The sequence below is a fragment of the Vibrio ponticus genome (genome assembly GCF_009938225.1).
GTDB lineage: Bacteria > Pseudomonadota > Gammaproteobacteria > Enterobacterales > Vibrionaceae > Vibrio > Vibrio ponticus.
Map to the genome: position 1 here is coordinate 2,575,783 of NZ_AP019657.1, position 15,796 is coordinate 2,591,578.

The 15,796-nt window shown below is 45.0% G+C and carries 22 protein-coding genes; 2 read left to right on the forward strand and 20 right to left on the reverse strand.

The window, feature by feature from the left end; all coding sequences use genetic code 11:
- Positions 1 to 50: 50 nt before the first annotated feature.
- From rplI to fkpA, 15 genes are all read right to left on the reverse strand, one after another.
- The gene (rplI, locus tag GZN30_RS11465; protein WP_075652513.1) at positions 51 to 503 is read right to left on the reverse strand and encodes a 50S ribosomal protein L9; all 453 of its coding nucleotides are present in this window, start codon (positions 501 to 503) and stop codon (positions 51 to 53) included.
- Positions 504 to 535: 32 nt separating this feature from the next.
- Complete coding sequence (gene rpsR, locus GZN30_RS11470) at positions 536 to 763, reverse strand: 30S ribosomal protein S18 (RefSeq protein ID WP_000090472.1); 228 nt, start codon at positions 761 to 763, stop codon at positions 536 to 538.
- Positions 764 to 779: 16 nt separating this feature from the next.
- Complete coding sequence (priB, locus tag GZN30_RS11475; protein ID WP_075652512.1) at positions 780 to 1,082, reverse strand: primosomal replication protein N; 303 nt, start codon at positions 1,080 to 1,082, stop codon at positions 780 to 782.
- A gap of 8 nt (positions 1,083 to 1,090) precedes the next feature.
- Positions 1,091 to 1,459: a 30S ribosomal protein S6 gene (rpsF, locus tag GZN30_RS11480; RefSeq protein ID WP_075652511.1), complete on the reverse strand. Its 369-nt coding sequence runs from the start codon at positions 1,457 to 1,459 to the stop codon at positions 1,091 to 1,093.
- 209 nt (positions 1,460 to 1,668) lie between these two features.
- On the reverse strand, positions 1,669 to 2,154 hold the full coding sequence (bfr, locus tag GZN30_RS11485; RefSeq protein ID WP_075652510.1) for a bacterioferritin: 486 nt from the start codon (positions 2,152 to 2,154) through the stop codon (positions 1,669 to 1,671).
- A gap of 73 nt (positions 2,155 to 2,227) precedes the next feature.
- Positions 2,228 to 2,416: a (2Fe-2S)-binding protein gene (locus tag GZN30_RS11490; protein ID WP_075652509.1), complete on the reverse strand. Its 189-nt coding sequence runs from the start codon at positions 2,414 to 2,416 to the stop codon at positions 2,228 to 2,230.
- A 310-nt stretch (positions 2,417 to 2,726) separates the two neighbouring features.
- Positions 2,727 to 3,911 carry an elongation factor Tu gene (gene tuf / locus GZN30_RS11495; RefSeq protein ID WP_075652508.1) on the reverse strand — a complete coding sequence of 395 codons (1,185 nt, stop codon included), beginning with the start codon at positions 3,909 to 3,911 and terminating at the stop codon, positions 2,727 to 2,729.
- Between the two features lie 152 nt (positions 3,912 to 4,063).
- The gene (gene fusA / locus GZN30_RS11500; protein WP_075652243.1) at positions 4,064 to 6,163 is read right to left on the reverse strand and encodes an elongation factor G; all 2,100 of its coding nucleotides are present in this window, start codon (positions 6,161 to 6,163) and stop codon (positions 4,064 to 4,066) included.
- 142 nt (positions 6,164 to 6,305) lie between these two features.
- Positions 6,306 to 6,776, reverse strand: a complete 471-nt coding sequence (gene rpsG, locus GZN30_RS11505; RefSeq protein WP_053397177.1) for a 30S ribosomal protein S7 — start codon at positions 6,774 to 6,776, stop codon at positions 6,306 to 6,308.
- Between the two features lie 100 nt (positions 6,777 to 6,876).
- Complete coding sequence (rpsL, locus tag GZN30_RS11510; protein WP_004399892.1) at positions 6,877 to 7,251, reverse strand: 30S ribosomal protein S12; 375 nt, start codon at positions 7,249 to 7,251, stop codon at positions 6,877 to 6,879.
- A 180-nt stretch (positions 7,252 to 7,431) separates the two neighbouring features.
- Entirely contained in the window at positions 7,432 to 7,707 is a 276-nt protein-coding gene (gene tusB / locus GZN30_RS11515) for a sulfurtransferase complex subunit TusB (protein WP_075652242.1), read from the reverse strand.
- A 9-nt stretch (positions 7,708 to 7,716) separates the two neighbouring features.
- Positions 7,717 to 8,073: a sulfurtransferase complex subunit TusC gene (gene tusC, locus GZN30_RS11520; protein WP_075652241.1), complete on the reverse strand. Its 357-nt coding sequence runs from the start codon at positions 8,071 to 8,073 to the stop codon at positions 7,717 to 7,719.
- Positions 8,070 to 8,456: a sulfurtransferase complex subunit TusD gene (tusD, locus tag GZN30_RS11525; protein WP_075652244.1), complete on the reverse strand. Its 387-nt coding sequence runs from the start codon at positions 8,454 to 8,456 to the stop codon at positions 8,070 to 8,072. The genes tusC and tusD overlap by 4 nt, the downstream gene beginning before the upstream one ends.
- 2 nt (positions 8,457 to 8,458) lie before the next feature.
- Positions 8,459 to 9,181 carry a helix-turn-helix transcriptional regulator gene (locus tag GZN30_RS11530; RefSeq protein ID WP_075652240.1) on the reverse strand — a complete coding sequence of 241 codons (723 nt, stop codon included), beginning with the start codon at positions 9,179 to 9,181 and terminating at the stop codon, positions 8,459 to 8,461.
- 239 nt (positions 9,182 to 9,420) lie between these two features.
- A complete protein-coding gene (gene fkpA, locus GZN30_RS11535; protein WP_075652239.1) occupies positions 9,421 to 10,200 on the reverse strand; it encodes an FKBP-type peptidyl-prolyl cis-trans isomerase in 780 nt (259 codons plus the stop codon).
- A gap of 133 nt (positions 10,201 to 10,333) precedes the next feature.
- Here fkpA and GZN30_RS11540 point away from each other — a divergent pair, with 133 nt between their 5' ends.
- Together GZN30_RS11540 and GZN30_RS11545 are read left to right on the forward strand one after the other, a co-directional pair.
- Positions 10,334 to 11,311, forward strand: coding sequence for a WD40 repeat domain-containing protein (locus GZN30_RS11540; RefSeq protein WP_075652238.1), 978 nt, complete (start codon positions 10,334 to 10,336; stop codon positions 11,309 to 11,311).
- 4 nt (positions 11,312 to 11,315) lie between these two features.
- On the forward strand, positions 11,316 to 11,543 hold the full coding sequence (locus GZN30_RS11545; RefSeq protein WP_075652237.1) for a SlyX family protein: 228 nt from the start codon (positions 11,316 to 11,318) through the stop codon (positions 11,541 to 11,543).
- Positions 11,544 to 11,559: 16 nt separating this feature from the next.
- Here GZN30_RS11545 and GZN30_RS11550 read toward each other — a convergent pair whose 3' ends face one another.
- From GZN30_RS11550 to hfq, 5 genes are all read right to left on the reverse strand, one after another.
- Positions 11,560 to 11,745 (reverse strand): DUF2065 domain-containing protein, encoded by a 186-nt coding sequence (locus GZN30_RS11550; protein ID WP_075652236.1) that lies wholly within the window; start codon positions 11,743 to 11,745, stop codon positions 11,560 to 11,562.
- 74 nt (positions 11,746 to 11,819) lie between these two features.
- Positions 11,820 to 12,788, reverse strand: coding sequence for a protease modulator HflC (hflC, locus tag GZN30_RS11555; RefSeq protein WP_075652235.1), 969 nt, complete (start codon positions 12,786 to 12,788; stop codon positions 11,820 to 11,822).
- A 2-nt stretch (positions 12,789 to 12,790) separates the two neighbouring features.
- Complete coding sequence (gene hflK / locus GZN30_RS11560) at positions 12,791 to 13,978, reverse strand: FtsH protease activity modulator HflK (RefSeq protein ID WP_075652234.1); 1,188 nt, start codon at positions 13,976 to 13,978, stop codon at positions 12,791 to 12,793.
- Positions 13,979 to 14,023: 45 nt separating this feature from the next.
- Positions 14,024 to 15,313, reverse strand: coding sequence for a ribosome rescue GTPase HflX (hflX, locus tag GZN30_RS11565; RefSeq protein WP_075652233.1), 1,290 nt, complete (start codon positions 15,311 to 15,313; stop codon positions 14,024 to 14,026).
- 39 nt (positions 15,314 to 15,352) lie between these two features.
- Complete coding sequence (gene hfq / locus GZN30_RS11570) at positions 15,353 to 15,619, reverse strand: RNA chaperone Hfq (protein WP_075652232.1); 267 nt, start codon at positions 15,617 to 15,619, stop codon at positions 15,353 to 15,355.
- Between the last annotated feature and the right edge of the window lie 177 nt (positions 15,620 to 15,796).

Genomic DNA, 15,796 nt, shown 5'->3' on the forward strand with positions numbered 1-15,796 from the left:
AAAAAAAGCACCTCAAAGAGGTGCTTTTAAAATACGTCTTGATACTGATATTAGTCAGCAGCAACAACTTGTAGGTTAACTGTAGCGAAAACTTCAGAGTGAAGTTGAACGCTGATCTCGAACTCACCAGTTGTACGTAGAGCGCCTTCAGGAAGACGAACTTCGCTCTTAGCAACTGCAACGCCAGCAGCAGTAACTGCGTCAGCGATGTCACGAGTACCGATAGAACCGAATAGTTTACCTTCGTCACCAGCTTTAGATGCGATAACAACTGCTTCTAGAGCGTTAACTTGCTCTGCACGTGCTTCAGCAGCAGCTAGTTGCTCAGCAACTTTAGCTTCTAGTTCAGCGCGGCGAGTTTCGAACATTTCAACGTTAGCTTTAGTAGCCATAACCGCTTTACCTTGAGGGATAAGGAAGTTACGAGCGTAGCCAGATTTAACGTTTACTGTGTCGCCAAGACCACCTAGGTTACCGATTTTATCAAGTAGAATAACTTGCATTGTTTAATCCTCTTTCTTAATAAACCGACCGATTACTGATGCTTGTCAGTGTACGGTAGTAGTGCTAGGTAGCGTGAACGCTTGATAGCGCGAGCTAGTTGACGTTGGTATTTAGCGCTTGTACCAGTGATACGGCTAGGAACGATTTTACCAGCTTCAGTGATGTAGTTTTTAAGAGTTGCTACGTCTTTGTAATCAATCTCTTGTACGCCTTCTGCAGTGAAACGGCAGAATTTACGACGACGGAAGAAACGAGCCATGGGCTATCTCCTGATCTTAAATTTGAGTAATGTTGTCGGCATGCAACACTAATTTACCTACGCCATTTCGGCCGGTTTGGTAAGCGACAAAGCCCCCTACCTTAATGTTACTGCCTTGTACTAAGTTTTGAGTGAATGCTGTTGACCTTGCCCCACTGACGACGACTGGCATACGACAATAAACTTGACGTGGTAGGTCGGCTTCAATAACGGTGGAACGATGTTCTAACCAAAAACGGCAGTGCTCAATTCCACTCGGGCTTTTTGACCGAATTGGAGGCTTAGCAACAGTGCCGCTCAGCTCCATTCGATTGGTCATACAATCAATTACTCAGCAGCAGCTTCAGCACGCTCTTCACGCTTAGCAGAACGTTCTTCTTTCTGTTTAAGCATGATTGATGGCTCAGTGATAGCCGCTTTAGTACGCATGATCATGTTGCGTAGAACTGCATCGTTGTAACGGAAAGCAGTTTCTAGCTCATCGATAACAGCTTGGTCAGCTTCAACGTTCATTAGAACGTAGTGAGCTTTGTGAAGCTTGTTGATTGGGTAAGCCAGTTGACGACGGCCCCAGTCTTCTAGACGGTGGATAGTACCGCCAGCTTCAGTGATTGAACCAGTGTAACGCTCGATCATGCCAGCAACTTGCTCGCTTTGATCTGGGTGCACCATGAATACGATTTCGTAATGACGCATGTGTTGCTCCTTACGGATTATTCAGCTTCCACAAATGGCCCGGTCATCCAGAGGAAGCAAGGAACGAAAGATAATTGACCGAGAATTTAAGAGCACGAATAGTACAGAAAGAGAGCAGTTTAAGCAAGCAAAATGTAGTGGTTTGAAAAGAGAGAAAAATCAGGTAGGTAAATCAACTGCGCCCGCACTCGCGAGCGCATGGAACAAGGTTAATCATCATCATCTTCGTCGACAAATTGAGCTTGTAGATAATTTTGAATGCCGGTCATTTCAATCAAGCCTAACTGGGTTTCCAGCCAATCGACATGCTCTTCTTCATCTTCAAGAATGTCTTGGAACAGATCACGTGAAACGTAATCATGCACATCCTCAGCGTAAGCAATCGCAGCCTTAAGATCCGGTATCGCCATCATCTCAAGTTTCAGATCACACTCAAGCATCTCTTTGGTGTCTTCACCAATCATTAACTTGCCTAAGTCTTGCAGATTGGGAAGCCCCTCTAAAAACAGTATGCGTTCAATCAGATGATCGGCATGATTCATCTCATCGATCGACTCATGATATTCCTTATCCGCGAGGTGCTTTAAACCCCAATCTTTGTACATACGGGCGTGAAGAAAATATTGATTGATGGCAACCAATTCATTGCCGAGAATTTTATTGAGGTGCTGGATAATGATGGGATCGCCTTTCATGAAATAACCCTCCTCGTTGGTTCATTTAACTGTAGAACCAATCACCCAAGAGTCAAAAAGGCGCCCTGCTGTTTTAGCAGGCTTGCTTGTACAATTGCGGAGCCGTTTCGTTAATTATCTGTTTGGCTTGCTTGATGCATTTACCACATTGCGAACCGAGTGCGGTACAGCGCTTAATACTGCGCATATCAGCAATCCCCTCTTCGAGTACTAACTGTCTGATTTTTTTATCGGATACACCATGACAAAGGCAAACGTACATTTCAATTCTCAACGACCACTGTTTGTAGACGCAATATAAACAAGAATAGTTCTTACTACCAGTTAGATTTATAAAATTATTAATACCGATTTGTTATATCTAAAGAGGGCTTACGCGGCAAAACAGGCTTTATACGAAGGACGAGAAATCTGAGTAAGACTAAGTTTTTGTTTTGATTCGATCTACAAAGAATGAAGATGGGATAGATCGATATAACTAAAAATGAAAAAGGGAAGCCTAAGCTTCCCTTTCTCTAGATGCGCATTCTTCTAACGAAGAAGTGTGCAAGATTTCATTTAATTCTTAAGAATTAAGCGAAGATCTTAGCAACAACACCAGCACCTACTGTACGGCCGCCTTCACGGATCGCAAAACGTAGACCTTCGTCCATTGCGATTGGTGCGATTAGCTCAACAGTCATTTGGATGTTGTCGCCTGGCATTACCATTTCTACGCCTTCTGGTAGAGAGATATCACCAGTTACGTCAGTTGTACGGAAGTAGAACTGTGGACGGTAGCCTTTGAAGAATGGAGTGTGACGACCACCTTCATCTTTAGATAGTACGTATACTTCTGACTCGAACTTAGTGTGTGGAGTGATTGAACCAGGCTTAGCTAGTACTTGACCACGTTCAACGTCATCACGCTTAGTACCACGTAGAAGTGCACCAACGTTCTCACCAGCACGACCTTCGTCAAGAAGCTTACGGAACATCTCAACACCAGTACAAGTAGTAGTTGTTGTATCTTTGATACCAACGATTGCTACTTCGTCACCTACGTTTAGGATACCGCGCTCGATACGACCAGTTACTACTGTACCACGACCTTGGATTGAGAATACGTCTTCGATTGGCATTAGGAATGGCATATCGATTGCACGCTCAGGTTCTGGGATGTAAGAATCTAGTGCTTCAGCTAGTTCGATGATCTTAGCTTCCCACTGCTCTTCGCCGTTTAGTGCGCCTAGTGCAGAACCTTGGATAACTGGTAGGTCATCACCTGGGAAGTCGTATTCAGATAGAAGTTCACGAACTTCCATTTCTACTAGCTCTAGTAGCTCTTCGTCATCAACCATGTCACATTTGTTCATGAATACGATGATGTAAGGGATACCAACCTGACGGCCTAGTAGGATGTGCTCACGAGTTTGTGGCATTGGACCATCAGTCGCAGCAACTACAAGGATACCACCGTCCATCTGTGCAGCACCAGTGATCATGTTTTTAACATAGTCAGCGTGTCCTGGACAGTCTACGTGTGCGTAGTGACGAGTTGGAGTGTCGTACTCTACGTGTGAAGTAGAGATTGTGATACCGCGCTCACGCTCTTCTGGAGCGTTATCGATAGATGCGAAGTCACGAGCAGCACCGCCGTAAACTTTTGCAAGAGTAGTACAGATAGCTGCAGTTAGAGTTGTTTTACCGTGGTCAACGTGGCCGATAGTACCAACGTTTACGTGCGGTTTTACACGTTCAAATTTTTCTTTAGACACGTTCGTGTTCCTTCCTAGTTATGATTCGTCGTGACCAGAATTGATCATCGACGCGCCAGAATCTGCTATTTTATGCGCCAACGTCCGTCAGCGCAATATTTGGACGTATTGATCTTAAAAAAAGTCTAGGACTTTTTTTGATCCTTCGTCAATTAGTAACCACGCTCTGCAATGATTGCATCTGCAAAGTTCTTAGGTACTTCTGCATACTCATGGAATTCCATTGAGTATGAAGCACGACCTTGAGTTGCAGAACGTAGGTCTGTTGCATAACCAAACATTTGAGATAGCGGTACTTGTGCGCGAATGACCTTCAGGCCAGCCACACCTTCATCCATACCTTCGATCATGCCGCGGCGACGGTTAAGGTCACCAACAACATCACCCATCCAATCTTCAGGCGTAGTTACTTCAACTTTCATCATTGGTTCAAGAATGACAGGACTAGCTTCTAGTGCGCCCTTCTTGAATGCCATTGAACCTGCGATTTTAAACGCCATTTCGCTTGAATCGACATCATGGTAAGAACCATCAAATAGTGTAGCTTTAATATCTAGAACTGGGTAACCAGCTAGAACACCACTATTCATTTGTTCTTCGATACCTTTCGCTACAGAGCTGATGAACTCTTTAGGAACGGCACCACCCACGATTTCGTCAACAAAAACGAAACCTTCACCCAGTTCTGAAGGCTCAAGTTTGATCCATACGTGACCGTATTGACCGCGACCGCCTGATTGGCGAACGAACTTGCCTTCCACTTCCGCGCTGCCACGAATGGTCTCACGGTAAGCAACCTGAGGTTTACCAACGTTGCAATCAACGCTGAATTCACGCTTCATACGGTCTACGATGATGTCTAGGTGAAGCTCACCCATACCAGAGATCAGAGTCTGACCTGTTTCATCGTCCGTTTCCACGCGGAAAGAAGGGTCTTCTGCCGCTAGTTTACCTAGTGCGATACCCATCTTATCTTGATCGGCTTGAGAGCGAGGCTCTACTGCAATCTGAATAACTGGCTCTGGGAATTCCATGCGCTCTAGAATCACTTTATGGTTCTGATCACATAGAGTTTCACCCGTCGTTACGTCTTTCAGACCGATTGCAGCTGCGATATCACCTGCGCGAATCTCTTTAATTTCTTCACGCTTGTTAGCATGCATCTGAACGATACGACCAAAGCGTTCTTTCTTGCCTTTTACTGAGTTGTATACAGAATCACCTGTATTAACCACACCTGAGTAAACACGCATGAAAGTTAACGTACCCACGAATGGGTCTGTTGCAATCTTAAATGCTAGAGCTGCGAATGGTTCGTTGTCGTCAGCATGACGCTCAACTTCATTCTCACTGTCATCAATACCTTTGATTGCAGGTACATCAACAGGTGATGGTAGATATTCAACCACTGCGTCTAGTACTGCTTGCACACCTTTGTTCTTGAATGCACTACCACAAGTTGCCAGTACGATTTCATTGTTTAGTGTACGAGCACGCAGAGCTTGTTTGATCTCTACTTCAGACAGTTCACCTTCTTCAAGGTACTTATCCATTAGCTCTTCACTTGCTTCTGCTGCCGCTTCAACTAGGTTGTTGCGCCATTCTTCAGCAAGCTCAACCATGTCAGCTGGAATGTCTTCGTATGTAAACGACATGCCTTGATCGGCTTCATTCCAGTTGATCATTTTCATCTTGATTAGGTCGATAACACCTTTGAACTCTTCTTCTGCACCAACGTTTAGTTGGATTGGAACTGGGTTCGCACCAAGACGGTTTTTAATTTGATCAACAACGCGTAAGAAGTCTGCACCGGTACGGTCCATCTTGTTTACGAATACCATACGTGGAACTTGGTATTTGTCAGCTTGACGCCATACAGTTTCAGACTGAGGTTCAACACCAGAAGAGCCACAGAATACAACGACTGCACCATCAAGTACGCGCAGTGAACGTTCAACTTCAATCGTAAAGTCTACGTGTCCTGGAGTATCAATGATGTTAACGCGGTGATCTTGGAATTGTGCTTCCATACCACGCCAGAAGGTCGTCGTAGCAGCTGAAGTGATTGTGATACCACGCTCTTGCTCTTGCTCCATCCAGTCCATGGTAGCAGCACCATCGTGAACTTCGCCGATTTTGTGAGAAAGGCCGGTGTAGAACAGAATACGTTCAGTTGTGGTGGTTTTACCCGCATCTACGTGCGCACAGATACCGATATTACGGTAGCGCTCAATAGGAGTTTTACGTGCCACGGTTGAATCCTCTTAACTTAGGGACTATTGCTATGACCAAGGAGAAGATAAAAAACCTAACCCCCAGATATAGCAATAGTTCCTAGCAAATGCATAGGAACTAAAGAAGTGCTGCAAGGAACCTTGCAGCACTATAAAGGTATTACCAGCGGTAATGAGCGAATGCTTTGTTCGCTTCTGCCATACGGTGAACGTCTTCACGTTTCTTAACAGCAGTACCTTTGTTTTCTGACGCGTCTAGCATTTCAGCAGCTAGGCGAGCAGCCATAGATTTTTCACCACGCTTGCGCGCAGCTTCAACAACCCAGCGCATAGCAAGTGCGTTACGGCGAACCGGACGTACTTCTACTGGCACTTGGTAAGTTGAACCACCTACACGGCGAGATTTAACTTCTACCGCTGGGCGTACATTTTCAAGAGCTTCTTCAAATACAGCTAAGTGATCTTTACCAGATTTCTCAGCCATAGTGTCTAGTGCAGTGTAAACGATTTTCTCTGCAGTAGATTTTTTACCGTCAACCATTAGGATGTTAACGAATTTTGCCAGCAGTTCAGATTTGAACTTTGGATCTGGAAGGATCTTACGCTGACCAATAACGCGACGACGTGGCATGGATTTTCTCCGTTGTCTTCTTCAGGTTTTATCCAAAACTTTTCAGTTTTTTCAAAAAATTCAAAATAATTTAGTGTTTGGCCTTACTTAACGGAATCCATTAAGACTTAGGACGTTTCACACCGTACTTAGAACGACCTTGTTTACGGTCGTTTACGCCAGCACAGTCTAGTGCGCCGCGAACAGTGTGGTAACGCACACCTGGAAGGTCTTTAACACGACCACCACGGATTAGAACAACTGAGTGCTCTTGAAGGTTGTGACCTTCACCGCCGATGTACGAAGTAACTTCGAAGCCGTTTGTCAGACGTACACGACAAACTTTACGAAGTGCTGAGTTAGGTTTTTTAGGTGTAGTAGTGTAAACACGAGTACATACACCACGTTTTTGTGGGCACGCTTCTAGTGCAGGCACGTTGCTTTTAACAACTTGCTTTGCACGTGGCTTACGTACCAACTGGTTAATAGTTGCCATTAACTAGCTCCTGATTTACTTGAAAGTAAGCTTTGTGAAAAATCTATCCCGAATCGCCATGTGGCAATACGGGACGCAAAATTCTATGCAGCAGTGAGATGTGTGTCAAGAAATATACAGATCTTTTTTAGCCTTCTAGAGTCCTGTAACACTTCATACCCAGAGAATCTGGCTTGTAAGCTAATTCCAGGTCAGAGAATTACTGTGTGTAGCCGTCAATTCGACAAATCCAGAAAAATCGACTTGAGTACATGACGGGCTCACGCGGTTTTGAATACCACGCGCTTGAACATCCGCACTTAAGACCAAGGTCTCAAATGTCTTGAGTATAGAAAACATCGGGTGTTGTGCATTGCTGGCGTATACAGCGTCTTCCACCAGCAACAACTGATCGCCTTCTTTATATAAGGGAGCCAGTTCGTTCAATGCAGAAAGAGATTTAACGATATGCAGCATATTGGACTCTTAGAATGACAGTAGTTTGCCTGCTTGATGGAGCTTAGACTGAATAGCATCAGAATCAAGGCGCTCAACATCAATGACTAAATCGGCTTGAGCCAACCCTCGCTCAGCGAGTGACTTCTCACACACATAAACCTGTTCGATATCGTAGAGATCAAACAGTTTAAGCATCGGTGCATAATCCTTAGTCAGGATTTGACTAGGTTGCTGTCCTTGTAGCAATTGATACACACCATCGCCAATAAACAGCACGCTAATGTCTTCACAATAGGCAGAAGCCGCTAGCAAAGCATCGACGCCTTCACGCCCTGCTGAGCTCGAATGAGGGGCACTACGAAATAAATAAGTTAATTGACTCAAAACTGCACCACTCTATCTTGCACTAGCATCGCTTCAGCCAAGCTACCAAGCCCTGCCTGATGGAAGCCTTCGGCCAAATTACACTGAGTTAAACCATGCTGTGTGGCTTCATCTTGCCCAACAACACCGCGACGCAGTGCGGCTGCCACACAGGTTTCTAAACGGACATTGTGTTGGCTCGCTAGCTCTTGCCATGCTTTGGTCAAATCAAATTCATCATTGGCGGGCACGGTTAGACCCGTACCATTGGTCACGCCATCTTGATAAAAGAACACACTCACTAGAGTGTGTTCTTGCGCTATCAAGGCTTGCGCAAATTGATAGGCACTGCGCGCCGATTGGCTACCGTATACCGAGCCATTTACCACCAGAGTGTAAGTCAAACTCACTTCTCATCATCCTCAGTTTTACGCTGACGAATATACAGGTAAACGGTGTGCTTAGAGATATTTAAACGATCAGCAACACGGTTGATGGCGTCTTTGATATCAAAAATACCTTTATCGTACAGCTCCATCACGATCTGACGATTCTTAGTATTGTTCGATACAGACTTATCCGCGTTGATCTCTTCAATGGTGCGTTCAACCGTTTGATCGACCAACTCTTCCACATCACTAGCAAAGTTTACCGATGAAGCGGCATCTTTTGCTTCTTGAGTTGGCATGAAAGATTGCAGTACTTGAGAGAAAGGCGCATCAAGGTTGACGTTGACACACAGCAGGCCGATTACACGGTTATCACCATTGCGAATTGCCACCGTAATTGACTTCATCAACACGCCGCCCTTAGCGCGAGTAAAGTAAGAACGAGAAAAGTTGCGCTCAGAGCCTTCGATGTCTTTCAGCATCTTTAGCGCTAAGTCGGTAATAGGCGAACCCACTTGGCGACCGGTGTTTTCACCGTTAGCAATTTTAATTGCAGAGGTATTCAAGTCTTCCAATGAGTGCAAAACGATCTCACAAAAAGGACCAATTAAGCTCGCTATACCATCGACTACCGCTTCGTAAGATTTGAGTATGATTTTGTCGTGCTCACTGAATGGCATCACGTTGACGGATTCCATTTCGAGCAACATATCCGTATTTAGGGTTTCTGTCGTCGTCACTTTTTTTAGCCTTCGAGCGATTAATCAACAAATTGACGTAAGTTTATCAGAAATTTTGAATAGAACACTAAGCTATAAGGCTAACTAGTGATTTAGCACAAATAAATCATGCGCTTTTCGCCAGCCAACCAAAAGCAACAATTTGCTTATTAGGCATTTTTTAGAACAACATCGAATTATAGGAACAAAAACAAAAAAGGCCCGGAAAATCCGAGCCTTATACATTTCAACAAACAAGCTTATTGTGCTGCTTGTTCACCGTTGTCGATACCCACTAGCTCAACTTCGAAAACTAAGGTTGAGTTTGCTGGGATGCTTGGTGTGTCTTGTTCACCGTAAGCAAGCTCTGGCGGAATAACAAACTTGAATTTAGAACCAACAGGCATTAGCTGCACGCCTTCCGTCCAACCAGGGATCACACGGTTAAGTGGGAAAGTTGCGGTTTCACCACGGTCGTATGAACTATCGAATTGCGTACCGTCAATTAGGGTACCTTTGTAGTGAACTTCAACCGTATCGGTATCTTTTGGTTGCTCACCTTCAGCAGGTGTTAGTACTTGGTACATTAGACCAGATTCAGTCGTTTTAACGCCTTCTTGCTTCGCAAACTCAGCGCGGAAGTCGTCACCTGCTTTCTTCGCTGCTGCAGATTTCTCAGCCGCTTGCTTTTGCATATTCTCCGCAACACGTTTATCTAGACTTTCTAGCGCTGCACGAATTTCGTCTTCGTTAAGTGCAGCTTTGTCTGCGAACACATCTTCAATACCTTTAAGTACCAATTCTTTTTTCAGATCAATACCAATCTCACTCGGTTTCTCGATGCTTTGTGCTAGGTAGTTAGCAAATGATGCGCCAATCGCGTAAGCCGCTTTGTCATCTTCACTCTTAAAGTGAACCGCTTTTTCAGCTTGAACTTGCTCTACTGCAGGTTTGACTTCTTGTTTTGGTTCTTCTTTTTGACAGCCAACCGCTAGCATGACTGTTGCTGCAAGCAGTGACACTTTAAAAATTGATTTCATTGAATTCTCCAAATGATGGCGTTTGCCATTGTGCACAAATCTTGAATAAAAACTGGTGTGCATCAGCGTGATGTACCAATATACCTAATATGCCTTCAAATTGATGAAAACCAAGTAGATATTTGGGACTTTAATGCGATTATTTGTAAACACTCTTGTTAGTGTCTTTGTCATCATAGCGTTAAATGGCTGCTTTTTCTCGAAATCCGACGATCAACGTTGGAATCTTGAGCCTAAAGGCACCAGCAGTCTCGCACTCAGTCGCGATGCACATTTCGCTTTACTCTATTCCAAGCAAAATCAGTTAGAACTGTGGGACTTGTACGACGACAAAAGGCTTGCTGAGCTTGGCGCTCAAGACCAACAAGCCAGTACCGTTTCCCGCATTCGTATTTCTGACAATGGTCGCTACGCCATTACTGCCAGCCAAACTAATTTTGCCGTTTGGGATCTTGCTTGGACACAAGCCGAAGGACTGTGGTCAATTTCCGATGGCACTATCCGTGATGTGGATATTGCCAACAATGGTGAACAAATTCTGCTTGGGCTTTCTAATGGTAAAGCGATCTATGTCAACTTGGGCACCGGTCGTCGCTTAGAGTTCCTTGCTCATAGAGAAAAAGTTAATTCCGTCGCTCTCGCGCCTAATGGGCGCTTCGCGCTCACGGGTGGCAATGACTATAACGCCTATCTTTGGGATACCACCAGCGGACAAGCGTTGCATAAATTTGAACACGAGCAGAGAGTGAATCGCGTGGCATTACATCGCGATGGTCAATATGGCTTTAGCTCTGACGGTGGTAACCATGCGATCGTTTGGGATCTGATCTCCGGTAAAGAGGTTTCACAACTAAGTAGCCTATCACGCCAGTTAATTTTCTCTGCCGCGCGCTTCTCTGATGACGGCTCAAAACTGGTCACAGGTACCCCCTCAAGCCGGGTGATGGTCTGGGATACACAAACGGGCAAGCGCATCGATGGATTTGAAGCCGAGCCATTAAAAGATGCTCGTCCTCCACGGGCAGTAGTGTATGATGCAGCCTTCGATAATCAAAGCCGCGTGGTCACTGGTACTTCTGCTGGCATCGCTCAGGCTTGGAAACTAGATTAAGACCATGACAGAAAAGCATATCATTGAATTAGAAAACCGCATCAACGACTTGGAATGCCAAATCGCTTTCCAAGAGCAAACTATTGATTCGTTGAATGATGCGCTTAGTCAGCAGCAGTTGCTGATCACTAAGATGCAAGATCAGATGAAGTATGTGGTAGGTAAGATGAAAAACATGGATAGCTCAAATTTAGCCGACCCATCAGAAGAAACGCCACCACCACACTACTGATGGTGACGAATAAGACTCAAGCGAAGCAATAAGCGATGACAGCGCCTGCGACAACGAGGCAACCGCCGATACGTCGCAGTTGAGTATCTGGCTGTCTGCTGAGTTCAGCCACCATATTACGCCAGCCGTTTGGGGCAATCAGAGGGCCTAAACCTTCGACGATCAGCACTAAACCAATCGCCAACCAAATTGAGTTAGACATCGTTACTTCCTACTTAAAGTAAAATCAAAAAAGGCTCCTTGCGGAGCCTTTTGCTTATCGATTTTCAAAGACGATTATTGAGCGCCTTTCGCATCATTCATGTATTGGAAGAACTCACTGTTCGGATCCAGTACTAGAATGTCACTCTTCTCGCTAAATGATTTCTCATACGCGCGTAGTGAACGAATAAAGCTAAAGAACTCAGGATCTTTGTTGTACGCGTCTGCGTAGATCTTAGCTGCTTCTGCGTCCGCATCACCTCGAGTTACTCGAGCTGTTTTGTCCGCTTCTGCTAGAATTGTTGCCACTTCTAGTTCAGCTTGAGCACGGATAACTTCCGCTTGCTCACGACCTTGCGAACGGAATTGGCGAGCAACCGACTCACGCTCTGCACGCATACGATCATAGATTGACTTACTGATACTGTCAGGAAGGTTGATCTTCTTCATTCGGAAGTCAACGATGTGAATACCTAAGTCTTCCATCGCATCTTTACGAGTGCCGTTAAGAACATTCTTCATGATGATGTCACGTTCGCCATCGATCTCTAGTGCTTCTTTCGCCGCTTCTGTTGTCACTTCCGCTTGGTCATCTGGCAGGATATCAATGTTACGAGGACCTGATACGATCTGCTTGATTTCACGAGCACCGATTTCAGAACGCAGGACGTCTGTCACTTTACGGCTCAATAGTGTTTGCGCTGTCGCAGCGTTACCGCCACCTGTTGCCAGGTAGTATTGACCGAAGTCTTCAATACGCCATTTCACGTATGAGTCGATGATTACGTCTTTTTTCTCAGACGTTACGAAACGGTCTGCACGGCCGTCCATGGTTTGGATACGCGCATCCAAAGTGTTTACGCGATCGAACAATGGCATTTTGAAGTGCAAGCCAGGCTCGTAGATACGAGCGATTTCGTTGTTGTCTTTCAGTACTCGACCGAAACGAATTACGATACCACGTTCCCCTTCAGGGATAACGAATAGTGACATTAGCATCAGTACTAGCGCAACTACCAAAACAGGGATCATTAACTTACGCATTATTAATATCTCCCTTGACGTGTAGTAGTTGAGCGTGACGATGAGTCAGAACTCGGAATATTCAACTGTGGCTCCAATTCAATTTGGTCATAAGTTGACGTTTGTTGGGTGGTGTCGCGCTTCGAGCCGCCTTTCTCACCAGCCAATTTATCAATTGGAAGGTAAAGCAGGTTACCGCTCGATTCAGAATCAATCAGCACTTTCGACGTGTTTGCGTATACCTTTTCCATCGTGTCTAGGTATAGACGATTACGCGTTACTTCTGGCGCCGCTTGGTATTCTGGTAGCAATTTCTCGAACTGAGCTACTTGACCCAATGCACCATTGGTAATGCGCTCGCTGTAACCTTGAGCTTCTTTTAACAGACGCTCAGCACGACCTTTCGCTTTAGGAATGATGTCGTTTTGGTAAGCTTCTGCTTCACGTTTGAAACGTTGCGCATCCTCACGAGAAGCGGTTGCATCATCAAATGCATCTTTTACTTCTTCTGGCGGACGAGCATCTTCAAAGTTCACCGCGACAACTTCAATACCCATGTCGTAGCTATCGACAATCTTCTCAAGGGTTACCTGAGTGTTTTGACGAATTGACAAACGACCGCTGGTTAGAATGCTATCCATCAATGAGTCACCGATTACTGCACGTAGTGCAGAATCCGTAGCTTGACGCAAGCTGTCATCAGCGTTCGTTACACGGAATAAATATTTATATGGATCAGCGACACGATATTGCACGTCCATCGCAACTGTTACTACGTTTTCATCTTTGGTCAGCATTAGACCTGATGAACGTAGCGAACGAATCGCTTGTACGTTAACTGCGGTCACTTCGTCAATAAAACGAGGACGCCAGTTAAGACCAGGATCGACCACACGGTCGTATTTACCTAGTCGCAGAACAACACCGCGCTCTGCTTCGCCTATGGTGTAGAAGCCAGCAAAGAACCAAATTGCGACTGCGATTGCAGCAATGACACCAAAACCTAGTGCACCACCACCACCGATAGTCGGGCCTTTACCACCCTTTCCACCAAACTTTCCACCCAGTTTCTGACTCAGTTTATTGAAGACTTCGTCTAAGTCTGGCGGTCCTTGATCACGGCCACCTTTGTTACCGCGATTATTATTACCCCAAGGGTCATTATCGCGGCCATTGTTGCCGTTGTTATTACCAGGCTCATTCCACGCCATTAGAAAGCTCCATCATTAGATATGACGTTATACTGTAGCAGTCATTTAAGTAACTATAAAGTCACGTAAAACTGCCCCTTCTCTTTTTTCAAGTCTAGACCAATCTACCTGTTGCATACGAATATTAATCAACAAGTTACCATCTTGGTCATATTCTTCGTGCTGAATACACTTCATTTGGAAAAATGTACTACGCAGTCGACCTTGATGTTGCGGAGGAATACACAATTGGTATTGCACCATTTGGCTGGCTAAACGCTCAGTCAAAGCGGTGAATAGAAGATCAATACCTTTGCCTTCCATTGCAGATACCCAAACGGTACGAGGAATACCTTCCTCATCACGTTCAATACGTGGTTGTTGCCCATCTAGATTATCAATCTTATTCATGACAACTAGAGTTGGCACCTCGTGGGCATCGATCTCTTCTAGTACTTCGTGTACAGCTTTCATATTCTCACGAAAACGTTCGTCACTGGCATCAACAACATGTAACAAAATGTCAGCTTCTTGCGTTTCTTGTAGCGTCGCTTTAAAAGCGGCAACAAGATCGTGAGGAAGATGTCGGATAAAACCTACTGTATCAGCAAGTATTGCTGTTCCAACATCTGCTAGGTCTATCTTACGTAACGTTGGATCCAATGTAGCAAATAACTGATCCGCTGCGTAAACACCCGCTTCTGTAATACGGTTAAACAGGGTTGATTTCCCTGCGTTGGTGTAACCAACCAAAGAGATGGTTGGAATTTCTGCTCGACTTCTGGCTCGGCGACCTTGTTCACGTTGTTTCGCCACTCGCTCCAAACGGCGCAAGATAGCTTTGATACGTTCACGCAATAAACGTCGGTCAGTTTCTAACTGCGTTTCACCTGGACCACGTAAACCGATACCACCTTTTTGACGTTCAAGGTGAGTCCAACCACGAATTAGGCGAGTCGAAATATGACGCAGCTGAGCAAGCTCAACTTGTAGCTTACCTTCGTGAGTACGGGCACGTTGTGCAAAGATATCGAGGATCAAACCAGTACGGTCGACGACTCGACACTGACAAAGTGCTTCAAGGTTACGTTCTTGAGCAGGAGAAAGGGCGTGATTAAAAATCACAATATCGGCATCTGTTGATTGCACAATTTGTGCGATCTCTTGAGCTTTACCCTCACCGACATAATATTTAGGGAGTGGTGACTGACGACTGCCCGTTACGACATGTAACGAAGACACACCAGCGGAAGACACCAACATTTCAAATTCGTTGAGATCTTCCCACTCCCCTTCTTGCGTGAAGTTGATATGAACAAGTACGGCTCGCTCACCGGCTTCATAACGGTCAAACAAGCATCAACTCCTCAATGTAAAACTAAATGCAATCAGAGATTAATCTTCCGATTTGTCTGATTGACGATCGCCATTCTGTGGACGGTCACCGCTATGGTGGCTTACTGGGCGCGCAGGTACAACTGTTGAGATTGCGTGCTTGTATACCATTTGGTTAACCGTGTTCTTCAATAGGATCACGAATTGGTCAAAAGATTCGATCTGACCTTGAAGCTTAATTCCGTTCACAAGGTAGATAGACACTGGAATACGCTCGCGGCGTAAAGCGTTTAAGAATGGGTCTTGTAGAGATTGCCCCTTAGCCATTTTATTTTCCTTATTTTGTAATTTTGTTCTAGTTATTTAGCTAGTGGTTTATTGCAACAGTGTTGTGTTACATCTGAGCTAAACGAAGATAAAAACACCCCTGAATTACTGTTATGGCGGTAAATACCACAAAATTCAAGTAACAGATCCTTTACAGGGCACATTCACGCAAAAGCG